At 38.0% G+C, this 14,629-nt stretch carries 26 protein-coding genes; 15 read left to right on the plus strand and 11 right to left on the minus strand.

From position 1 onward, the window contains the following. Window positions 1-41 precede the first annotated feature (41 nt). Window positions 42-821 (plus strand): OmpA family protein, encoded by a 780-nt coding sequence (locus KNQ97_RS11430; protein WP_253612237.1) that lies wholly within the window; start codon window positions 42-44, stop codon window positions 819-821. A 110-nt stretch (window positions 822-931) separates the two neighbouring features. Here the strand turns inward: KNQ97_RS11430 and KNQ97_RS11435 are convergent, their stop codons facing one another. Then, window positions 932-1,516, minus strand: a complete 585-nt coding sequence (locus KNQ97_RS11435; protein WP_002057441.1) for a 5-formyltetrahydrofolate cyclo-ligase — start codon at window positions 1,514-1,516, stop codon at window positions 932-934. A gap of 241 nt (window positions 1,517-1,757) precedes the next feature. On the opposite strand from KNQ97_RS11435, the gene KNQ97_RS11440 reads away from it, so the two are divergent. The 3 genes from KNQ97_RS11440 to KNQ97_RS11450 all read left to right on the plus strand — a co-directional run bounded on the left by KNQ97_RS11440 (window position 1,758) and on the right by KNQ97_RS11450 (window position 2,710). Continuing rightward, the gene (locus tag KNQ97_RS11440) at window positions 1,758-2,099 is read left to right on the plus strand and encodes a hypothetical protein (RefSeq protein WP_065707872.1); all 342 of its coding nucleotides are present in this window, start codon (window positions 1,758-1,760) and stop codon (window positions 2,097-2,099) included. 107 nt (window positions 2,100-2,206) lie between these two features. Further along, window positions 2,207-2,320: a hypothetical protein gene (locus KNQ97_RS11445; RefSeq protein WP_001166305.1), complete on the plus strand. Its 114-nt coding sequence runs from the start codon at window positions 2,207-2,209 to the stop codon at window positions 2,318-2,320. Window positions 2,321-2,392: 72 nt separating this feature from the next. Next, window positions 2,393-2,710, plus strand: coding sequence for a hypothetical protein (locus KNQ97_RS11450; RefSeq protein ID WP_000669357.1), 318 nt, complete (start codon window positions 2,393-2,395; stop codon window positions 2,708-2,710). Between the two features lie 421 nt (window positions 2,711-3,131). On the opposite strand, the gene KNQ97_RS11455 is transcribed toward KNQ97_RS11450, so the two are convergent. The 10 genes from KNQ97_RS11455 to KNQ97_RS11500 form a co-directional block, all read right to left on the minus strand. Next, on the minus strand, window positions 3,132-3,395 hold the full coding sequence (locus tag KNQ97_RS11455) for a hypothetical protein (protein ID WP_000088975.1): 264 nt from the start codon (window positions 3,393-3,395) through the stop codon (window positions 3,132-3,134). Continuing rightward, on the minus strand, window positions 3,396-4,118 hold the full coding sequence (locus KNQ97_RS11460; protein WP_253612238.1) for a hypothetical protein: 723 nt from the start codon (window positions 4,116-4,118) through the stop codon (window positions 3,396-3,398). It lies immediately after the preceding gene. Continuing rightward, window positions 4,115-4,483 (minus strand): hypothetical protein, encoded by a 369-nt coding sequence (locus KNQ97_RS11465; RefSeq protein WP_253612274.1) that lies wholly within the window; start codon window positions 4,481-4,483, stop codon window positions 4,115-4,117. The genes KNQ97_RS11460 and KNQ97_RS11465 overlap by 4 nt, the downstream gene beginning before the upstream one ends. Before the next feature lie 2 nt (window positions 4,484-4,485). Next, a complete protein-coding gene (locus tag KNQ97_RS11470) occupies window positions 4,486-4,731 on the minus strand; it encodes a hypothetical protein (protein WP_000654847.1) in 246 nt (81 codons plus the stop codon). A 1-nt stretch (window position 4,732) separates the two neighbouring features. Further along, window positions 4,733-5,725, minus strand: coding sequence for a hypothetical protein (locus KNQ97_RS11475; RefSeq protein WP_253612239.1), 993 nt, complete (start codon window positions 5,723-5,725; stop codon window positions 4,733-4,735). Window positions 5,726-5,739: 14 nt separating this feature from the next. Next, window positions 5,740-6,507 (minus strand): hypothetical protein, encoded by a 768-nt coding sequence (locus tag KNQ97_RS11480; RefSeq protein ID WP_253612240.1) that lies wholly within the window; start codon window positions 6,505-6,507, stop codon window positions 5,740-5,742. Window positions 6,508-6,518: 11 nt separating this feature from the next. Continuing rightward, window positions 6,519-6,842, minus strand: coding sequence for a hypothetical protein (locus KNQ97_RS11485; protein ID WP_253612241.1), 324 nt, complete (start codon window positions 6,840-6,842; stop codon window positions 6,519-6,521). Continuing rightward, window positions 6,835-7,125 (minus strand): hypothetical protein, encoded by a 291-nt coding sequence (locus tag KNQ97_RS11490; protein ID WP_253612242.1) that lies wholly within the window; start codon window positions 7,123-7,125, stop codon window positions 6,835-6,837. The genes KNQ97_RS11485 and KNQ97_RS11490 overlap by 8 nt, the downstream gene beginning before the upstream one ends. Further along, the gene (locus tag KNQ97_RS11495; protein ID WP_253612243.1) at window positions 7,125-7,565 is read right to left on the minus strand and encodes a hypothetical protein; all 441 of its coding nucleotides are present in this window, start codon (window positions 7,563-7,565) and stop codon (window positions 7,125-7,127) included. The genes KNQ97_RS11490 and KNQ97_RS11495 overlap by 1 nt, the downstream gene beginning before the upstream one ends. Before the next feature lie 222 nt (window positions 7,566-7,787). Continuing rightward, window positions 7,788-8,573 (minus strand): LexA family transcriptional regulator, encoded by a 786-nt coding sequence (locus KNQ97_RS11500; protein WP_253612244.1) that lies wholly within the window; start codon window positions 8,571-8,573, stop codon window positions 7,788-7,790. A 129-nt stretch (window positions 8,574-8,702) separates the two neighbouring features. On the opposite strand from KNQ97_RS11500, the gene KNQ97_RS11505 reads away from it, so the two are divergent. From KNQ97_RS11505 to KNQ97_RS11555, 11 genes are read left to right on the plus strand one after another with little or no spacing between them, the layout of a single operon-like run. Then, a complete protein-coding gene (locus KNQ97_RS11505; RefSeq protein WP_009392811.1) occupies window positions 8,703-8,924 on the plus strand; it encodes a hypothetical protein in 222 nt (73 codons plus the stop codon). Window positions 8,925-8,932: 8 nt separating this feature from the next. Continuing rightward, window positions 8,933-9,289, plus strand: coding sequence for a hypothetical protein (locus KNQ97_RS11510; protein WP_000041060.1), 357 nt, complete (start codon window positions 8,933-8,935; stop codon window positions 9,287-9,289). A 60-nt stretch (window positions 9,290-9,349) separates the two neighbouring features. After that, window positions 9,350-9,637 carry a hypothetical protein gene (locus KNQ97_RS11515; RefSeq protein WP_057065241.1) on the plus strand — a complete coding sequence of 96 codons (288 nt, stop codon included), beginning with the start codon at window positions 9,350-9,352 and terminating at the stop codon, window positions 9,635-9,637. Then, window positions 9,634-11,187 (plus strand): DNA cytosine methyltransferase, encoded by a 1,554-nt coding sequence (locus tag KNQ97_RS11520; protein WP_253612245.1) that lies wholly within the window; start codon window positions 9,634-9,636, stop codon window positions 11,185-11,187. The genes KNQ97_RS11515 and KNQ97_RS11520 overlap by 4 nt, the downstream gene beginning before the upstream one ends. Continuing rightward, entirely contained in the window at window positions 11,184-12,134 is a 951-nt protein-coding gene (locus KNQ97_RS11525) for a YdaU family protein (RefSeq protein WP_253612246.1), read from the plus strand. The genes KNQ97_RS11520 and KNQ97_RS11525 overlap by 4 nt, the downstream gene beginning before the upstream one ends. Then, on the plus strand, window positions 12,127-12,876 hold the full coding sequence (locus KNQ97_RS11530) for a hypothetical protein (RefSeq protein ID WP_253612247.1): 750 nt from the start codon (window positions 12,127-12,129) through the stop codon (window positions 12,874-12,876). The genes KNQ97_RS11525 and KNQ97_RS11530 overlap by 8 nt, the downstream gene beginning before the upstream one ends. Then, window positions 12,873-13,340, plus strand: a complete 468-nt coding sequence (locus KNQ97_RS11535; RefSeq protein ID WP_032008150.1) for a DNA N-6-adenine-methyltransferase — start codon at window positions 12,873-12,875, stop codon at window positions 13,338-13,340. The genes KNQ97_RS11530 and KNQ97_RS11535 overlap by 4 nt, the downstream gene beginning before the upstream one ends. Further along, window positions 13,337-13,465 carry a putative phage replication protein gene (locus tag KNQ97_RS11540; RefSeq protein ID WP_253612248.1) on the plus strand — a complete coding sequence of 43 codons (129 nt, stop codon included), beginning with the start codon at window positions 13,337-13,339 and terminating at the stop codon, window positions 13,463-13,465. The genes KNQ97_RS11535 and KNQ97_RS11540 overlap by 4 nt, the downstream gene beginning before the upstream one ends. After that, window positions 13,458-13,682 carry a hypothetical protein gene (locus KNQ97_RS11545; RefSeq protein WP_001288422.1) on the plus strand — a complete coding sequence of 75 codons (225 nt, stop codon included), beginning with the start codon at window positions 13,458-13,460 and terminating at the stop codon, window positions 13,680-13,682. Before KNQ97_RS11540 ends, KNQ97_RS11545 begins: the two co-directional genes overlap by 8 nt. Then, on the plus strand, window positions 13,682-14,074 hold the full coding sequence (locus tag KNQ97_RS11550) for a DUF559 domain-containing protein (RefSeq protein WP_253612249.1): 393 nt from the start codon (window positions 13,682-13,684) through the stop codon (window positions 14,072-14,074). Before KNQ97_RS11545 ends, KNQ97_RS11550 begins: the two co-directional genes overlap by 1 nt. Beyond that, window positions 14,071-14,568 (plus strand): hypothetical protein, encoded by a 498-nt coding sequence (locus KNQ97_RS11555; RefSeq protein WP_031981199.1) that lies wholly within the window; start codon window positions 14,071-14,073, stop codon window positions 14,566-14,568. Before KNQ97_RS11550 ends, KNQ97_RS11555 begins: the two co-directional genes overlap by 4 nt. Window positions 14,569-14,629: the final 61 nt, after the last annotated feature.

A 14,629-nucleotide genomic window follows, 5' to 3' on the forward strand; every position in this document is an offset into this window, starting at 1 on the left:
GCAATGCTCTCCTTGCTCGACAGATTAAAGAGATTATAGAGATGAACAAAACAATCCAAAGCTTAGTCGTAGCAGCTTTTGCTGGTTTCGCAGTCACAACTTATGCAAATGAACAGGCTCAGCAACAGGAAATTCATTTTCCAGCGATTGAAAAGAGTTATTTGAAACAAGTAAAACGTTATGAATACCAAGATATTGCTCGTTTAGATACAGGACTAAATAAAGATCAAATTCGAGCTTTACTAGGCAATCCACAATTTAGTGAAGGGCTTTTTGCAGTAAAAGTTTGGAACTATGTGCTAGATATCCGTGTTCCCAACACACACCAGTACCAGCGTTGCCAGTTGCGTATTGATTTTGATAAGCACTATTTAGCAGAACGTTTATCTTGGAAGGGTGAAGCGTGTGAAGGTTTAGTTGTTTTGGGAGAAAATAATCAGGCACCAGCACATAGCACTGTGATTGCAGATCGTATAGCGAGTGTCCTATTTGCTTTTGATCGATTTGATGCAAGTGCGATTGAAGAAGGTACTAATAGCGTTGTGAAAATTGCTGAGCAAATTAAGAAAAGTCCAACAATAACTCCAATTATTGTTTCTGGATTCACAGACCCATTGGGTAAGTTTAGTTATAACCAAGAGTTATCATCTAAACGAGCGAATACGGTTGCCAAGTTACTGGTACAACAAGGTGTTGAACCAAGCCGTATACAAATACAGGCGAATAGCCAGACCGACTTATACAAGCAGTGTAGTGATAACAATAGTTCACAACTTATTCAATGTTTAGCGCCAAATAGACGTGTTAATATAAGCTGGTAAAACGGTCTGTCACGGCAAAGTAACCATCCTCAGGGTGGTTACTTTTTCGTTTTTAAGGAGCTAAAAAAGTAAAAGGATATATTGGAGATTTTATAAATTTTATATAAAAATCATCTTTTAAAATAATAAAAGTGCTGTGGAGTCAGTAAAGCATCTAATGGTTGATCCCAACTTTGACGTTCTAAAGTGTGTTCAATAAATTGAAATTGATGTGCCAATCCTAAACGGTAAGGTTTATGCTTAGCACTTGCTAATGTACGATCATAATAACCACCACCCATACCAATACGTGTCCCATAGTGATCGCAAGCTAAAAGTGGCATAAGTAGCAAATCAAGCTGTGATACATGTTTTCCGCGAGTCGCCATAGGTTCTTTCATTCCCAATGGGTGATGAGAAAAACGACGACTTAAATATTGGTTTTTATTTATTTTTACCCATACTAAACGTTGGTTCATCGAACAAATCATGGGTAAATAAACTTGTTTGTTCTTTTTAAAACATAATTTGATAAGAAGATCGGTATGGATTTCACCAAAAGCATGCAGATATAAACCGATTTTTTTTGATGAATGAAAAATAGGAAGGTGATTTAGGTAATGTAAAACATTAAGCTGAGCCTGTTTTTGCTCAAATTGGGTTAAAGCTCGTCTTCTAGATCTTAAATTTTTTCTAATAAAACTTAATTCATTCATGGAGAAATCTAACAAAGATTTGCGGACAGTCGAGCAAAATTATACCTACTTTTCTATGGTTTCACCGAAATTTAAAAATTATTAAAAAGCAGTCTTCTAATGTATTAGACCAAGTAAAAATAGTTTTGTTGTTAGGAGAAGCTATCTACATATAATTTTTTCTTTTTTACGTATTTACAGTATTTATTTACATTTAATCAGGATAAGTATATTTAAAGATGAATATGAAAATGTGAAATCTATGAAGTTAAAATTTTTAACAATGATGTTATGTGTGGCATTGCTCAGCGCATGTACGAAACAGGCAGAATCTGAGGCACCTCAAATTGATTATAAAGCTCAATTTGAAGAGTCGGACCGAAAAATTGGTGAATTTTTAGATCAGTTAGATAATCCAAATACCCCTCAAGAAGTTAAAGTTAAAATTTTATGTCATGACTATCCTGATGTGTATAAAAAACAATACATGCCTGCATTAATAAAAGTTTCACCAAAACCGTATACAGAAGAAAAATTATTGTCAGATTTGAAAAGTGCAACTGACTACTATAAAGGGACTTTGGGGATAAAATGTAATGAATAATATTTGAATTAAATCACGATAAAAATTTAAAAGTGTGAATTGATTGGCATTATTTAGTTGTGCTAAATTTCTTCTGTTAATTACTTAAACTTTTCTCTGGATTTGAAATGCAGATCTTAAAATTTTTACAGAGTTTTAATACAGTCGGCACCTATTTAACACTTGCTTCTATCTTGCTTGTGGTCATGATCATTTATTTTTATGTAATTAATCCTGCATGAACATTTTGAAAGGAATAGGTCTTCTCATCTATTACTTTTTTAAGAACGGAAGATGAATAATAGGATAGGGATATGAAATTTAAAATATTATTATTAAGTTTTATTGCCACCGGTTGCTATGCTAATGAAAGTACAGCTGCCCCGGATATTTGTAATATCGTAAAAAAGGTTGCTTATAACGTAATGGAAGCACGACAGCAAAAAGTACCAGCACAAGATTTACAACAAATTGCCGATGGGTTAGCAGATGAAGAAGCCAAGCAGCTTTATCAAGACTTAATTAGCTCAGCTTATGCTGCCAAAGTATTTAAGACAAGTTTCTTTAAACGCCAAGCAATTGAAGATTTTCAAGCAGGATGGTATGAGGAATGTTTACGTAGAAATGAATAATAATTAAAAAAATAATGAGTATTTAATTTTTAAGAACAACTAATTAGTTAAGAGAATAAAAAAATAGACTGACAGGTCTGTCTAGGTATTTTAATTTGAAAATAAAATTCGAATTTATAGGTATTTATTTAAAAATAAATGCTCCGAAGATGCCGCTGCATGTCGTTACCCTTGAACCCTAAAGTTCAGCGGGTCTTTATCAATTCTAGCAATACAGTGCAATATTAAGCAATACCTAACGATATTAAAAAATCAATATTTTTAGTAATTTATATTAAAACAATACAATGCAATATTACACAATCTTTAGCAATACAAAAATAGTCTATTAATGGTCTATTTTGGTAAATACGGTCTATTTTTCTGGTTTAAGTCTATTAAAGGTCTATTTTAATTGATTAAAAAAGCGGCACTTGGCCGCTTATGCAGTATGTGCCATTTTGTTTTGTTCAATATAAGCCAAAACATCAGCCTTCACATAATTTACTTGGCGTTTATGAGGCTTTGAAAAGGGAATACCTCCACCTTCACATCTTTTCTTTTGCAACCACGGTAAGGATACGTGCATAACAATAGCTACTGTTTCAGGTGGAAAAGTTTGATTATCAGCAGCTTCCCAAAATTCCTTCTTAGCAGCCTCTTTTTCTGCATGTGTCATACGATCTAATTTAGTTAAACGTGACATTTATTTCTCCTTACTTTCCGCTTTAGGATTTGCCCACCAAAGTACAGGGCCATCTTCTGAATCAAATGCTGCAATTAAAAAGAGTCCTTGTTCTGGCGGTTCTGGCTTCCAGTTGGGCCAAACTACTGCATCTTCCGGTATATTTGGTATTTCATCGTAATCTAATAGTTGAGTTTCAATTTCAACTCTAAGATTCATCTGAAGTTGTGCCCACTGTTCTCTTGTATAGGCTTCTGCTCCTTCTTCAATGGTGTCAAACAATTCAATATCTGGATGAAACCAATTGAAAAGGTTTTCAGGTGGTTCTATTGGCTGGATCTGATATTTAAAACCCGTCTCACTAGATCCATAAAATAGTTTTGCTTCATCAAAGCTTTTGGTTACAAGAGGGGCAGAACCTTTCTTGTAGCAAATTACTATTTCATCAAATTTAAAAACACGTTCAGCTGTCTTCAAATCAAAGTATTGGTACATAGGTTCACTAAACCAACTTTCTTCATAAAATAGATTTTTAATATGATCTTTGCGGGAACCGTGCCATTTCTGGACTTTAATAACATCATCGAAGATTTCTAAGAAAAAGTTGTTGCCTTCCTTTTCATGCATTTTTCTATAACGTTCAACAGCTCTCTCAGCTATCTCTTTAGAAGCTGCTGGTGTTTGTCTAAAAGGGCTGTAACCTTCAGGTCGCATTGCAACCGCCCATAAAGTTGATTCACTCATCCCTCAGCTCCCGATTCTTTTTCAACTAGTGCACTGTAAACATCTTTAGCTTCTTTAAGAGTAAGGAACTCTGCACCTGAACCAACAGACCCTAAGCAGACACAAGCCATTGCCATTATAGTTTTGCGATTTGGTTCCTTTGGAATTAGTAGATGAGTCTCCGGCACCGCCTGAGCTTTGGCTTTTTCTTGCCATGCAGCATCCCAAATCAACCAAGCTTCATGACGAGGACTAGTCGGTAAATACCTATGTCCTGTTAGCGCCTCTTGACGATCAAGTTGGCGCTTTAAATCTTCATAACTGCAATTGCATTCTTTGGCATGGAATCTTTCAAAAGCCTCTCTTTCCTTATTCAAATCAAGCATCATTAGGCCCTCAAATATTCTTCTTTAGTCCACTCAACAAACTCTTTATAAAGTTGTTGAGCTGGTTTATTTAACCGGTTGTGATAGTCGATCGTTATGCGGCGCCAAGCGACTGGTACCGCATAATGTTTGGTTAGAAACATCGCTTGATCCATGCCTTGCCGGACTATTACGTAGCCCAGCAATTGCAAGTAGTACATAAAACCAAGCATGTGTTTTTGGCTCACTTTTTTGTACTGATCTTTCATATTAGAAACCGTCTCCTAATAAATAATCAGGCTCAGCCTCTTGAAGTGGCGTAGATGTAGGGTTCTCTAATTCAAAGCGGCGTTTTTTAACAAAATCCATGAGTCGTGATTGAATCTGTGGATCTCGTGCGGCCACATCTATTTCCAAAGCATCCAATGTTGTGAGGTCGGGCGCGTTTTGGATCTGGACCATTAGTGAAGGTGGTTCACTCTCTACAGGCTTTTCATCTGCAAGTTCAGTCAAACGCTTGTGAGTAGCTTTGAGTAAAGGATCCATTTGTTTATCTGACCATGTACGGGTGTATCGATAAACAGCATTTACCTCAGCTGGTGTTTTTGATTCTTTTACACGCTGGAGAAGGGTATCTAATGTCTTCTGATATTCAAGATCTACTTTAGGCTCGTTAGTTTCTGGAACTAACAGATCCTCAGATGTGGTGACATTAGTTTGTTCTGTAATAACAATCGTTGACTTATTATTGGTAGGAAAAACTTCAGAAGGTATTACCTTAGCTGGTGTCTCAGCTTTAGATTTTTTACCACGCTGTTTTTTTGGTTCCTCACCTAGGCGAATAACACTTAAATCGTCACTAACTTCAAAACCTAACGCTTTAGATAGAGCTTTTAATTGAAGCTTGGCGTTTTCTGCATCACGCTGAACAAAGCCACTATTAATAGAATCAATAAGTGCGTTAGTTTTAAAATCTAAAACATAAACCGTATGCGAATATGTACTGATTACAAAAACTTCCTGACCCTCTTCATATTCTTCAATAGTCAATGGTTTTGTGAAAGTAATCCCTGCTAATTCAATTGTTTCAAGCTGAATACAAAACTCGTAATGAGGTTGGCCAAACACAGTTGCAGGCATTTGATCGAGTGTACTGAAAGATTTATCCGCTTTAAGCACACCATTACCCGCATAACGACAAAGAACAGTTTTACCTTTTTGAAGAGCTGCAAATGCTTCAGCTGCAGTTAGTAAATTAGTCATGAAAAGCTCTCCTTTTAGTGATGTAACGACTGTTGTTGCTGAACTTGCTGAGGATTGTTTTTAGGAGCCCAACCCATCTGATCAGCACGTGCTTGGCAAGCTCTATTGATACCCGCCTCATACGTAGTGCCTTTAAACTTCTTAATTGCAGCATTTAAGATGTTAGTGTCAGGTGCATCTTTAATTGCTTTCAATGCATCTTGATATAGTTGGTTCTGAGTACGAGGCGGCTTCTGGTTACCACCCTGAGCCGTTATCTGGTTATTCTGATTTGTATTTTGACCTGCTGGGGTAGAGGCATTTTGCTCTAAATAGGCATAGTCATAGTTGTATAGATATTTACTTCCATCAAAGTTACCGAGGTAAACATCAGCTGCCACACCAACAGCTTTAAAAGCTACACCAAGAGCATCAGTAACGGCCTTTTTATAACCTTCATCAATCGCTACTAATTTGCCTTTGTGAATTTCAGCAATTGCTGAACCACCGTTGCCGAAAAATTCCTCACCCCAAACACCATCAATCTTTGTTTTTACTGCTACTTCAGCAAAAGCCATCATGGTTCCATCTGGAGCAGTTTCAGACCATAAACGAACATGTCTATAAGTCCAGCCATGACCTACAGGACCAAAGGCCTGTGTCATAGCCATTAAACGCCATTGAGGGTTAATATCTGATTTACCTTTTAAGTAGCCAATCTCAATCTTTTTAAGAAAATTGGTAGGCGTCTGCTTAACTGCATTCCAGATATGTAAGTTGTCTTTTGAGTTTTCAGTTGTCATTTTTCTTATCCTCATCTAGAGCCGGTGAAGCCGCGTTTTTGCTTGTAAGCCTTGCGGTCATAAGTAGGGATATTTGTTTCACGTAGTTTTATTGCGAGCTGCTTTCTGCGCTGAAAATCGATTTCTTGTGTGAGTTCATTCCAAACTTTTGGATAGGCGGTTTTGAACTTTTCAAGGTCCAAAGGTGTCTTAACTTCGCCCTTAACTTTGTAAAGAACTGAGCCATTAGCATTAGATGCGTACACTTGCCAGCCAATACGAACAGAGTAGAGGCCCTTATCATCACGGCCTAAAAATGACTTGTAGCCGTCGGGGTGTTTTTTGAAATTAGACATTTTCAGCCTCCTTACATTCGCATGTACCAACAAAGGCATAGGTAAGCGGGCTTGGAGCATCAACTGGAGAAACGTCCTTTACATTTAAAGGAATAATTTCTTGACGGTATTTAACTAAAACCACATCACCTTCACGGCAATCGACAATTCCTTCTTTAGTTGAGAACCGGGCAGACTTAGATGTTTGGATCGTTTTGCAAAATGAGACAGTATCGCCCGCTTTAATTTCTGAGCGGTCAACAGGAATCATTTTCTTGCAAGTAGGGCAGTTGTAATCTTTCATTAGGCTGCCTCCAACCATTTATTACGGTCGATATAGCCAACCAATAAAATATTTATGTTTTTATGGTCGTCATGATTGGTGAAATCATTCCAAGGTTTGCCGCTTAAGTCTGTTACTGACTCAATAGCAAGGTTAGTAATTTCAGCCGCTGTAAAGTCAGATCCAGCTACACCATAACTATCTGCTACGCCGTCAAAATCGAAGCTCACGTTTAGTTTGAAGCCGTCTATGCGGATAATTCCTTCACCAGATTTATCACCAGTTTTCTTAACAGCTAGAAGTTCATATTCAGAAGCAACTACTTGATCGCTTTCATATGAATAATTAGAAGGGACGCTTGAATTAGCAGTTCGATATTCACAAGAGCCCAAGGCTACAAGTACAGCAATTGCTGTAACTCCAGTTACCTTGTGCTTGTTTGAAAAGGTTTTTACGTTCATAATTAACCTCATGTAAGTGGAAAGCCCTGATTGCCGTGGAAAGTTGTCAGGGCTTTTTGCTGTTCATGAGAAAAATATACCTGCAAGGTAAAATAAAGTAAATACCTGTGGGGTGAAATTATTCTTATTTTTTTCCACTCATAAGGTGGAATACAAATGTCAGACAATAAAAAACCCACACAAAGTGGGTCTAATATTTCAAAATAATTAAGTTATTTGCTACTAAATTGCTTTCGGATGATGCTGTTTATGCTGACTAGGAGGAACAATATCTGTAATAGCAGTGATACTTTCAACCTCTTCCATATCAAAAGTTAGTCTTTCTCCGCCATTTACAGCTAAAAGATTTAAAACTCCATTATGTATTCCAATAAACTCTTTGATTGTGCATCTACCATCTTTTAAACAAACTTGAACAAATTCGCTTGGAGTCAATTCTGCATCCGGATCACAAACTACATACCAACCATTTCTGATAGCTGGATACATAGAGTCTCCAGTACCTTTTATTGCATACGCACGATCCCCCGCAGTATGAGTAGGGACATAACCATCCCCAGCATTTCCCTCATAACCCATGTCTGTAAAATAACCGTCCATTCCCATCTTGCTATATGCCTTAACTGGAACCCATCTTTTTGAAATAAATAAAGTTTTTTCAATAATATTTGAGAAGATAACAGCATCTTCACTATCAGGAATATTATATTTTTTCTTAAATTCTTCTATGTCGAATTGCTTGAATCCTACAGAGCTTTTTTGATTAGTAGATTCATTGTGAAAATCTGATTGGTCTAAATACCCACGTGGCTTATTAAATGCTTCTTCAATTTTTAAGGCAGTTTCATCACCAATATTCTTAGTTGGATTTTTACCAATATATTGACTCAATAACCCATAAGCCATTTCGATTTTATCGGCGAATTCAGAACGAGATAGCCCCGATTCCTTTATTAATTTCCTTGTATTAGCAAGTCTAATTTCATGAATAGTCTTTAATTCACTCATTTTGTAATTCACCTCTAGCGCTGAACTCAAAAATACCTAATGGGTAGAAAAAATAAATAGCCTAACAGGTTGTATTTTATTTACCTTGTGGGTATATTTATTAAATATATTTACCAGTGAGGTGTATTAATGCTTACTCTTCATAGCTATTGGCGGGGATTAAGTGAGAGTGAACGTATCAAGTTCTGCAAAGAAGCAGAAGTTACTTATGGATATATGGAAACTCACCTTATCCATGGCCGAAAAAAACCAAGAATGGAAACCATTCAAAAAATGGTTGATGCAAGCAATCAAAAACTAACTCACAAAAGCTTATTTGAATTCTTTTTAGGAACATCAAAAACAGCTTAGGAAACAACATGAGCAAATTATCCGTTGATATATCTGCAAGTGCCAGAAATGACGTCTCTCGTATATTGCATGGCCTTGATATAAGCAATCAAAAAGAGATTGCTGAACATTTAAAGGTTGATCCAAGCACTATTACTCGGCTTAAAACAGACAAGAAAAACAATGGCTTGAATGAGATTGAAATGTTTTGCGAGCTATTGAGTTTGCTTGGATTAAAAGTCGTTCCTAAAGATTATCAGAGTATTGATAAAGAACGTGTTGCTGCACTTTTAGTCATGTCTAAAAGTTGGATGAACCGTATAGAAACAGTTGATGACTTATTTCATGACGAAATCAGTGGTCAAAAGGAAAAGCTTGGATATTAAAAAAGCCTGATCTCGGAAATCAGGCTTAGTTAATTCAATTACTGGCTAGAGGAATCGAATATGCAAACTAATCTATCAAATCAAGAGCAAATAATCCAGAGCTGGTTTGAACCGGCTCTCCACACACTTAAAGCATTAATCAAAAAGTGTGAAGAGAACCTAGAGCGAATCAAAGCTGATACTAAAAATGCAGCTGTAAAACGAGATGACTTTAAAGAAAATTTAGTCCTTCAGCATCGCATTACATATAACCATGCTGAGGAAATTATCAAAAGCCTTGGTCGTGCTGGGCGTATTCGCTACTTAGGTAGCACATACATTCAGATTAAAGAAGGCGGTGAAGCATGAATACATTTGTTGATGCTGCTCGTTCTTTTAGAACTCAATTCGACTTAAATTTTTCTGAAAAAATCATCGTAGATTTCTTTGCAGGCGGTGGTGGTGCAAGCACCGGTTTAGAGATGGGGTTAAACAGGCCTGTTTATGTTGCTGTAAACCATAATCCAAAAGCAATTTCTATGCATGAGGCTAATCATCCCCATGCAAAGCATTATGTTCAAGATGTATTTGCAGTAGATCCGATTGATATTTGTGATGGTCATCAAGTCGGTTGGTTTCATGCAAGCCCAGACTGCACACATCATTCGCAAGCTGCTGGCGGACAACCACGTAAAAAAGAAATACGTGACCTTTCATGGGTAGTTCTTAAGTTTGCAGGTAAAGTTAAACCTGATGTGATCAGCTTGGAAAATGTTAAGCAGATCTTAGGATGGGGGCCTTTAATTGCAAAACGAGATAAAGCAACAGGTAGAGTGATTACGCTCGATAAAATTGAAGTTAATGGCAAAAAGGTAAATCGAATTGCAGAACCTGGTGAACAAGTTCCTCGGCACAATCAATTCTTAGTACCGAACCCAAAAAAGAAAGGGAGAACTTGGAAACACTTTGTCCGCAGTCTTGAACAACTTGGTTATGAAGTTGAGTGGCAAAAAAATATTATTGCTGCTGACTTCGGAGCGCCAACAAAACGTGAGCGGTTATTTCTGGTTGCTCGCTGTGATGGGCAACCAATTGTATGGCCAGAAAAATACTTCTCAAAGAAACCTAAGGGCAATTTAAAAAAATGGCGCTCAACAGTTGAATGTGTTGATTTTTCAGATTTAGGAAATTCTATTTTTGATAGGCCGCAAGGTCCTCTAGCTGATGCAACTCTAAAACGCATAGCTAAAGGTATTCAAAAATATGTCATTGGAACTAAAGAGCCATTTTTTGTTAATTCTGCCACACCTTTTATTGGCCGTGATTTCCGTACAAGTTTTGGTCATGACATTCGTGAACCATTAGCAACAACTACAGCAGGTTATGGCGGACATAGTTCTTTAATAAGTCCAATCCTTGTTCCGTTTATTACAGAGTTTGCTAACGCATCTCAACAGCGAAATTGGTCAATTGATGAGCCTCTATCAACCATATGTGCACAAGTGAAAGGTGGACATCATGGATTAGTTACTGCCAAGTTGAGCAAAGATAACTATAAGGGCGCTCTTCGTGTAGCTGCATTTTTAATTAACTACTACGGCAATGGAGACGCAAGAAGTATCACTGAGCCAATGGATACGATCACTACTAAAGATCGTTTAGCTCTAGTTACTGTTTGGATCAAAGGTGAACCTTGGGCAATTGTTGATATCTGTATACGCATGCTTAAACCACGTGAACTTTTTAGAGCGCAGGGGTTTCCAGATTCATACGTAATTGAATACGGGAGCGATGGAAAGCCTCTATCTAAAAAAGATCAAGTCTTTATGGTTGGTAACTCCGTTTCTCCATATCCAATGGCTGCCATCGCCAGAGCAAATAATCCATTTATTACGCAACAAATTAAGGGGGCCGCATGAATTATTACCAACACCATATTGGTGACTTTAACAATGCGACTCGCCACCTCAGTTTAATTGAGCGTGCGATTTACCGCGACTTATTAGACATGTATTACGACACGGAGAAGGCGATTGATGCATCAAGCATTGATCGTTTAGCACGTCGTTTGCAATGTACTACCGAAGAGCAAAAAGAAGCTCTCAAATATGTACTTGATGAGTTTTTCATTCTTGAAGAAGGTGTTTATCGCAATAATCGTTGTGAACGAGAAATTGCTGAATACCACGGGAAAAAGAAACAAGCGAGTGAGGCTGGTAAAGCGTCTGCTGCAAAACGTGCAGCGAAAAAGAAAGGTTCGTCCAACAGTGGTTCATCAAAAGATGATCAATCGTCTAACGAAAATTTAACGGTCGTTGAAAATCCGTTAAACGAGGAACAAATGGGCGTGCAACCAACCAATAACCATAAACCATTAACCATAAACCAAGAACCAATTATTGATAGTAGTAGTAATGCGCGTGAAGAAAATTCGCAATTTACACCAATTCAATTTGCTCAGTATCAGATCGATGATCACAAGCGTTATTCAATGCGTGAATTCATTTCTGAATACAGCGAGTTTCAATACGACTTCATCTCACTTGCTCAACAAAGATTTGTTTCGGTATCTGAAATCGACTTGAGAATCATGATTCAAAATTTCGGTGACTGGTACTTTGCAAACGAATCAAGTTCGTTGAATACACCAAGCATCTGGTTGGTTAAGTGGTTCTCTTGGGTTCAAAACAACGAGAAACAAGTTGCTGCTAACCGCAAGAAACAAGAGCAAATCAATTCAGCTGGTCAGAAACCACAAGAGTCGGGTTACTTCGCTAATCTTTTTGAAGAACAGAGCGAATCTCAAATCGTGGATGTAACCCCGGCAAAAAAGTTTCCAATGATTGAGGAGGTAGGTCATGCATGAGATTACCTTGAACGAAGTGCGTCAATTAATCGCATCTCTTCGCACTGTTTACGCTGCTCAGTTTAATAAACAATTTCCAACAAGTGGAGAGAATGCAATACCGCTGTCAGTAGTTGAACAGATCGCACTTAAAACACTTGTGGGCGTTCAACAAAATCAATTTAACAACGCTCTTGCTCGTTTATTAACAGCAGGTGGACGTTTTATGCCGTCATTTGCAGAGTTTCGCACCTGGTGTATCGGTGAAAGTTGGATGTCTCCAGAGGAAGCTTGGTCACGTGCATGTAAGTTTACGACTGACCGAACTGTAGTTATTACCCAAATTACAAAGTATGCATTAGACGAAGTGATGTATTTGATTGAAGCCGGCCAAATGCGAGCAGCTCAAGATAATTTCTTCGGAACCTACAACGTGATGGTGGCTAAAGCGCAGTTAAAGGGCCGTCAGCAAGAGTTTTACACTCCACCGCTACAACTAGAACACAAAGAACCTAAACACGTTCCTGTGAGCAATGACGAAGCACAAAAGCATCTCAAATCTTTGATGGAACGGTTAAAGATTAATGGTCGTAAACCAGCACCAGTACAAAAGCTTAAGCCCAAGGAAAAAGAGCCTGAGCTTACAAAAGAATTAGGACCAGATCCTTTCGACAATCCGCACGAATACGCAGAGATGTGCCGCCGTGAAGGTATGCCTATTCCAAGAAATATTCTTCAGCTAATTGATGGGGCGAATGTATGAACACTATGACTAAAAACAAGTTATTTGGATTAGCTGAAGAACGGACTGATGTGTGGGCAACGCCTCAAGATTTTTTTGAAAAATTGGATCGAGTATTTAACTTTGATTTAGATGTTTGTGCTTTACCAGAAAACGCCAAATGTGAGCGATATTTCACACCTGAAATTGATGGTCTAAAGCAAGAGTGGACAGGGACATGCTGGATGAATCCACCTTACGGCAAAGAAATCATCGATTGGGTTGCCAAGGCAGCGGAAACAGCAAGTAAGGGGCATACGGTAGTTGCACTAGTTCCAGTTAGAACGGATGCCCGATGGTTCCAAGATTACTGCTTAGGCAGGGAGATTCATTTTATTCGTGGCCGCTTAAAGTTTGGTGGTTCTAAAACAAATGCACCTTTTGGATGCTGTGTTGTGGTGTTCAGACCAAGCCTCATAGACGTCAATTGGGAGAAATCCGCATGAACAAATACGAGATTTTAGCGTGGGGTTTACTCATTTCATTTTTTACATCAGCTATTAGCGGTGCGGTGGTTTTGTGGTGGTTGGCGCGTAAAGAGCTAGATGAGAAGGGAGCCAGACATGAGTGAATTTGAGGGTAAATCTGGAAAGTGGGCTTGGGAGATTCAAAAAGAACAACAAGCGAAAGTGGAGGAGCTGCAAAAGCGTTTAGATGGGGCATTAAAAGAGACTCAATATGCTTTGCAGTATGTTGAAGAAGACATGCGCGGCAATCATGAATTTCTACAAATGGCAATGATTCGAACCCTTAAAGCTATAGAGCAAGTGCTCAAAGGTGGTGCTTGATGTCATCAGTCAGCATTGCTGAATACCGCAAGTTATTTCCCATAAAGAAAAATAAAAAGCGCCGTTCAGCAAAGCAAGCACGAGAGCCAAGTGTAGGGGAGGTTTTATTAGCAACGCATTTAAGAGCGTGCAAGATTGGTTTTGAACAGGAATATAAGTTCCATCCTAAACGTAAATGGAGGGCAGATTTTTTAATAACGGGTACAAAGATTTTGATTGAGGTAGAAGGCGGGATCTGGAGCGGAGGCCGTCACACAAGAGGCAGGGGCTATATAGGGGATATGGAGAAATATAACTCGGCGGCAATGATGGGTTTTACAGTTCTACGGTTCAGTACAGAGCAAGTGAAAGCAGGCGTGGCGATTAAACAAATTGAGCAATTGGTGGGATGAAAATGAATATGCCAGTACAACACATTTTACAATCGGTCGATTGGTCTAAATATAGTTTTGAAGAGTGGTGCCGCCAGCTTGGAGCTTGGCTTAACGGCGATACCGAAACAATGGTCAAAATTGTTAAGACGATGCCAACAAAACGCATTACTCAAAAACAACGTGAAAAATTAATAGCAATGTATATGAGCGATGAAAATTTAAAAGATCGCTTATGTATTCGCCGTAAGGGTACTTGCTGTGAGTTAAATGACAATGAGGCACGTGCAATCCATAGATTGATTATTGATATTAAATTAATCGAAGACAACATTTTACAAGAATGGATTTCAGCAATTTGGTCACATCATGTTATGGGTAATTCATTACGTGATATTGCTCAAAGTAACGACACTTCAGTTAATCAAATCAGACAGGATTTAAAATGTGGTATGGCTTATATCAAAAGTCGAAATCCGCATTTCAGATTTGAAACTTTTGAAAAAACCACTTGAGTGTGCGCACGGGGTATGGCATATTTGTGATAACTTGGCGATTTTGCATTTATTTGCCAAA

The sequence above is a fragment of the Acinetobacter sp. UC24323 genome (genome assembly GCF_024151445.1).
GTDB classification, from domain to species: domain Bacteria; phylum Pseudomonadota; class Gammaproteobacteria; order Pseudomonadales; family Moraxellaceae; genus Acinetobacter; species Acinetobacter baumannii.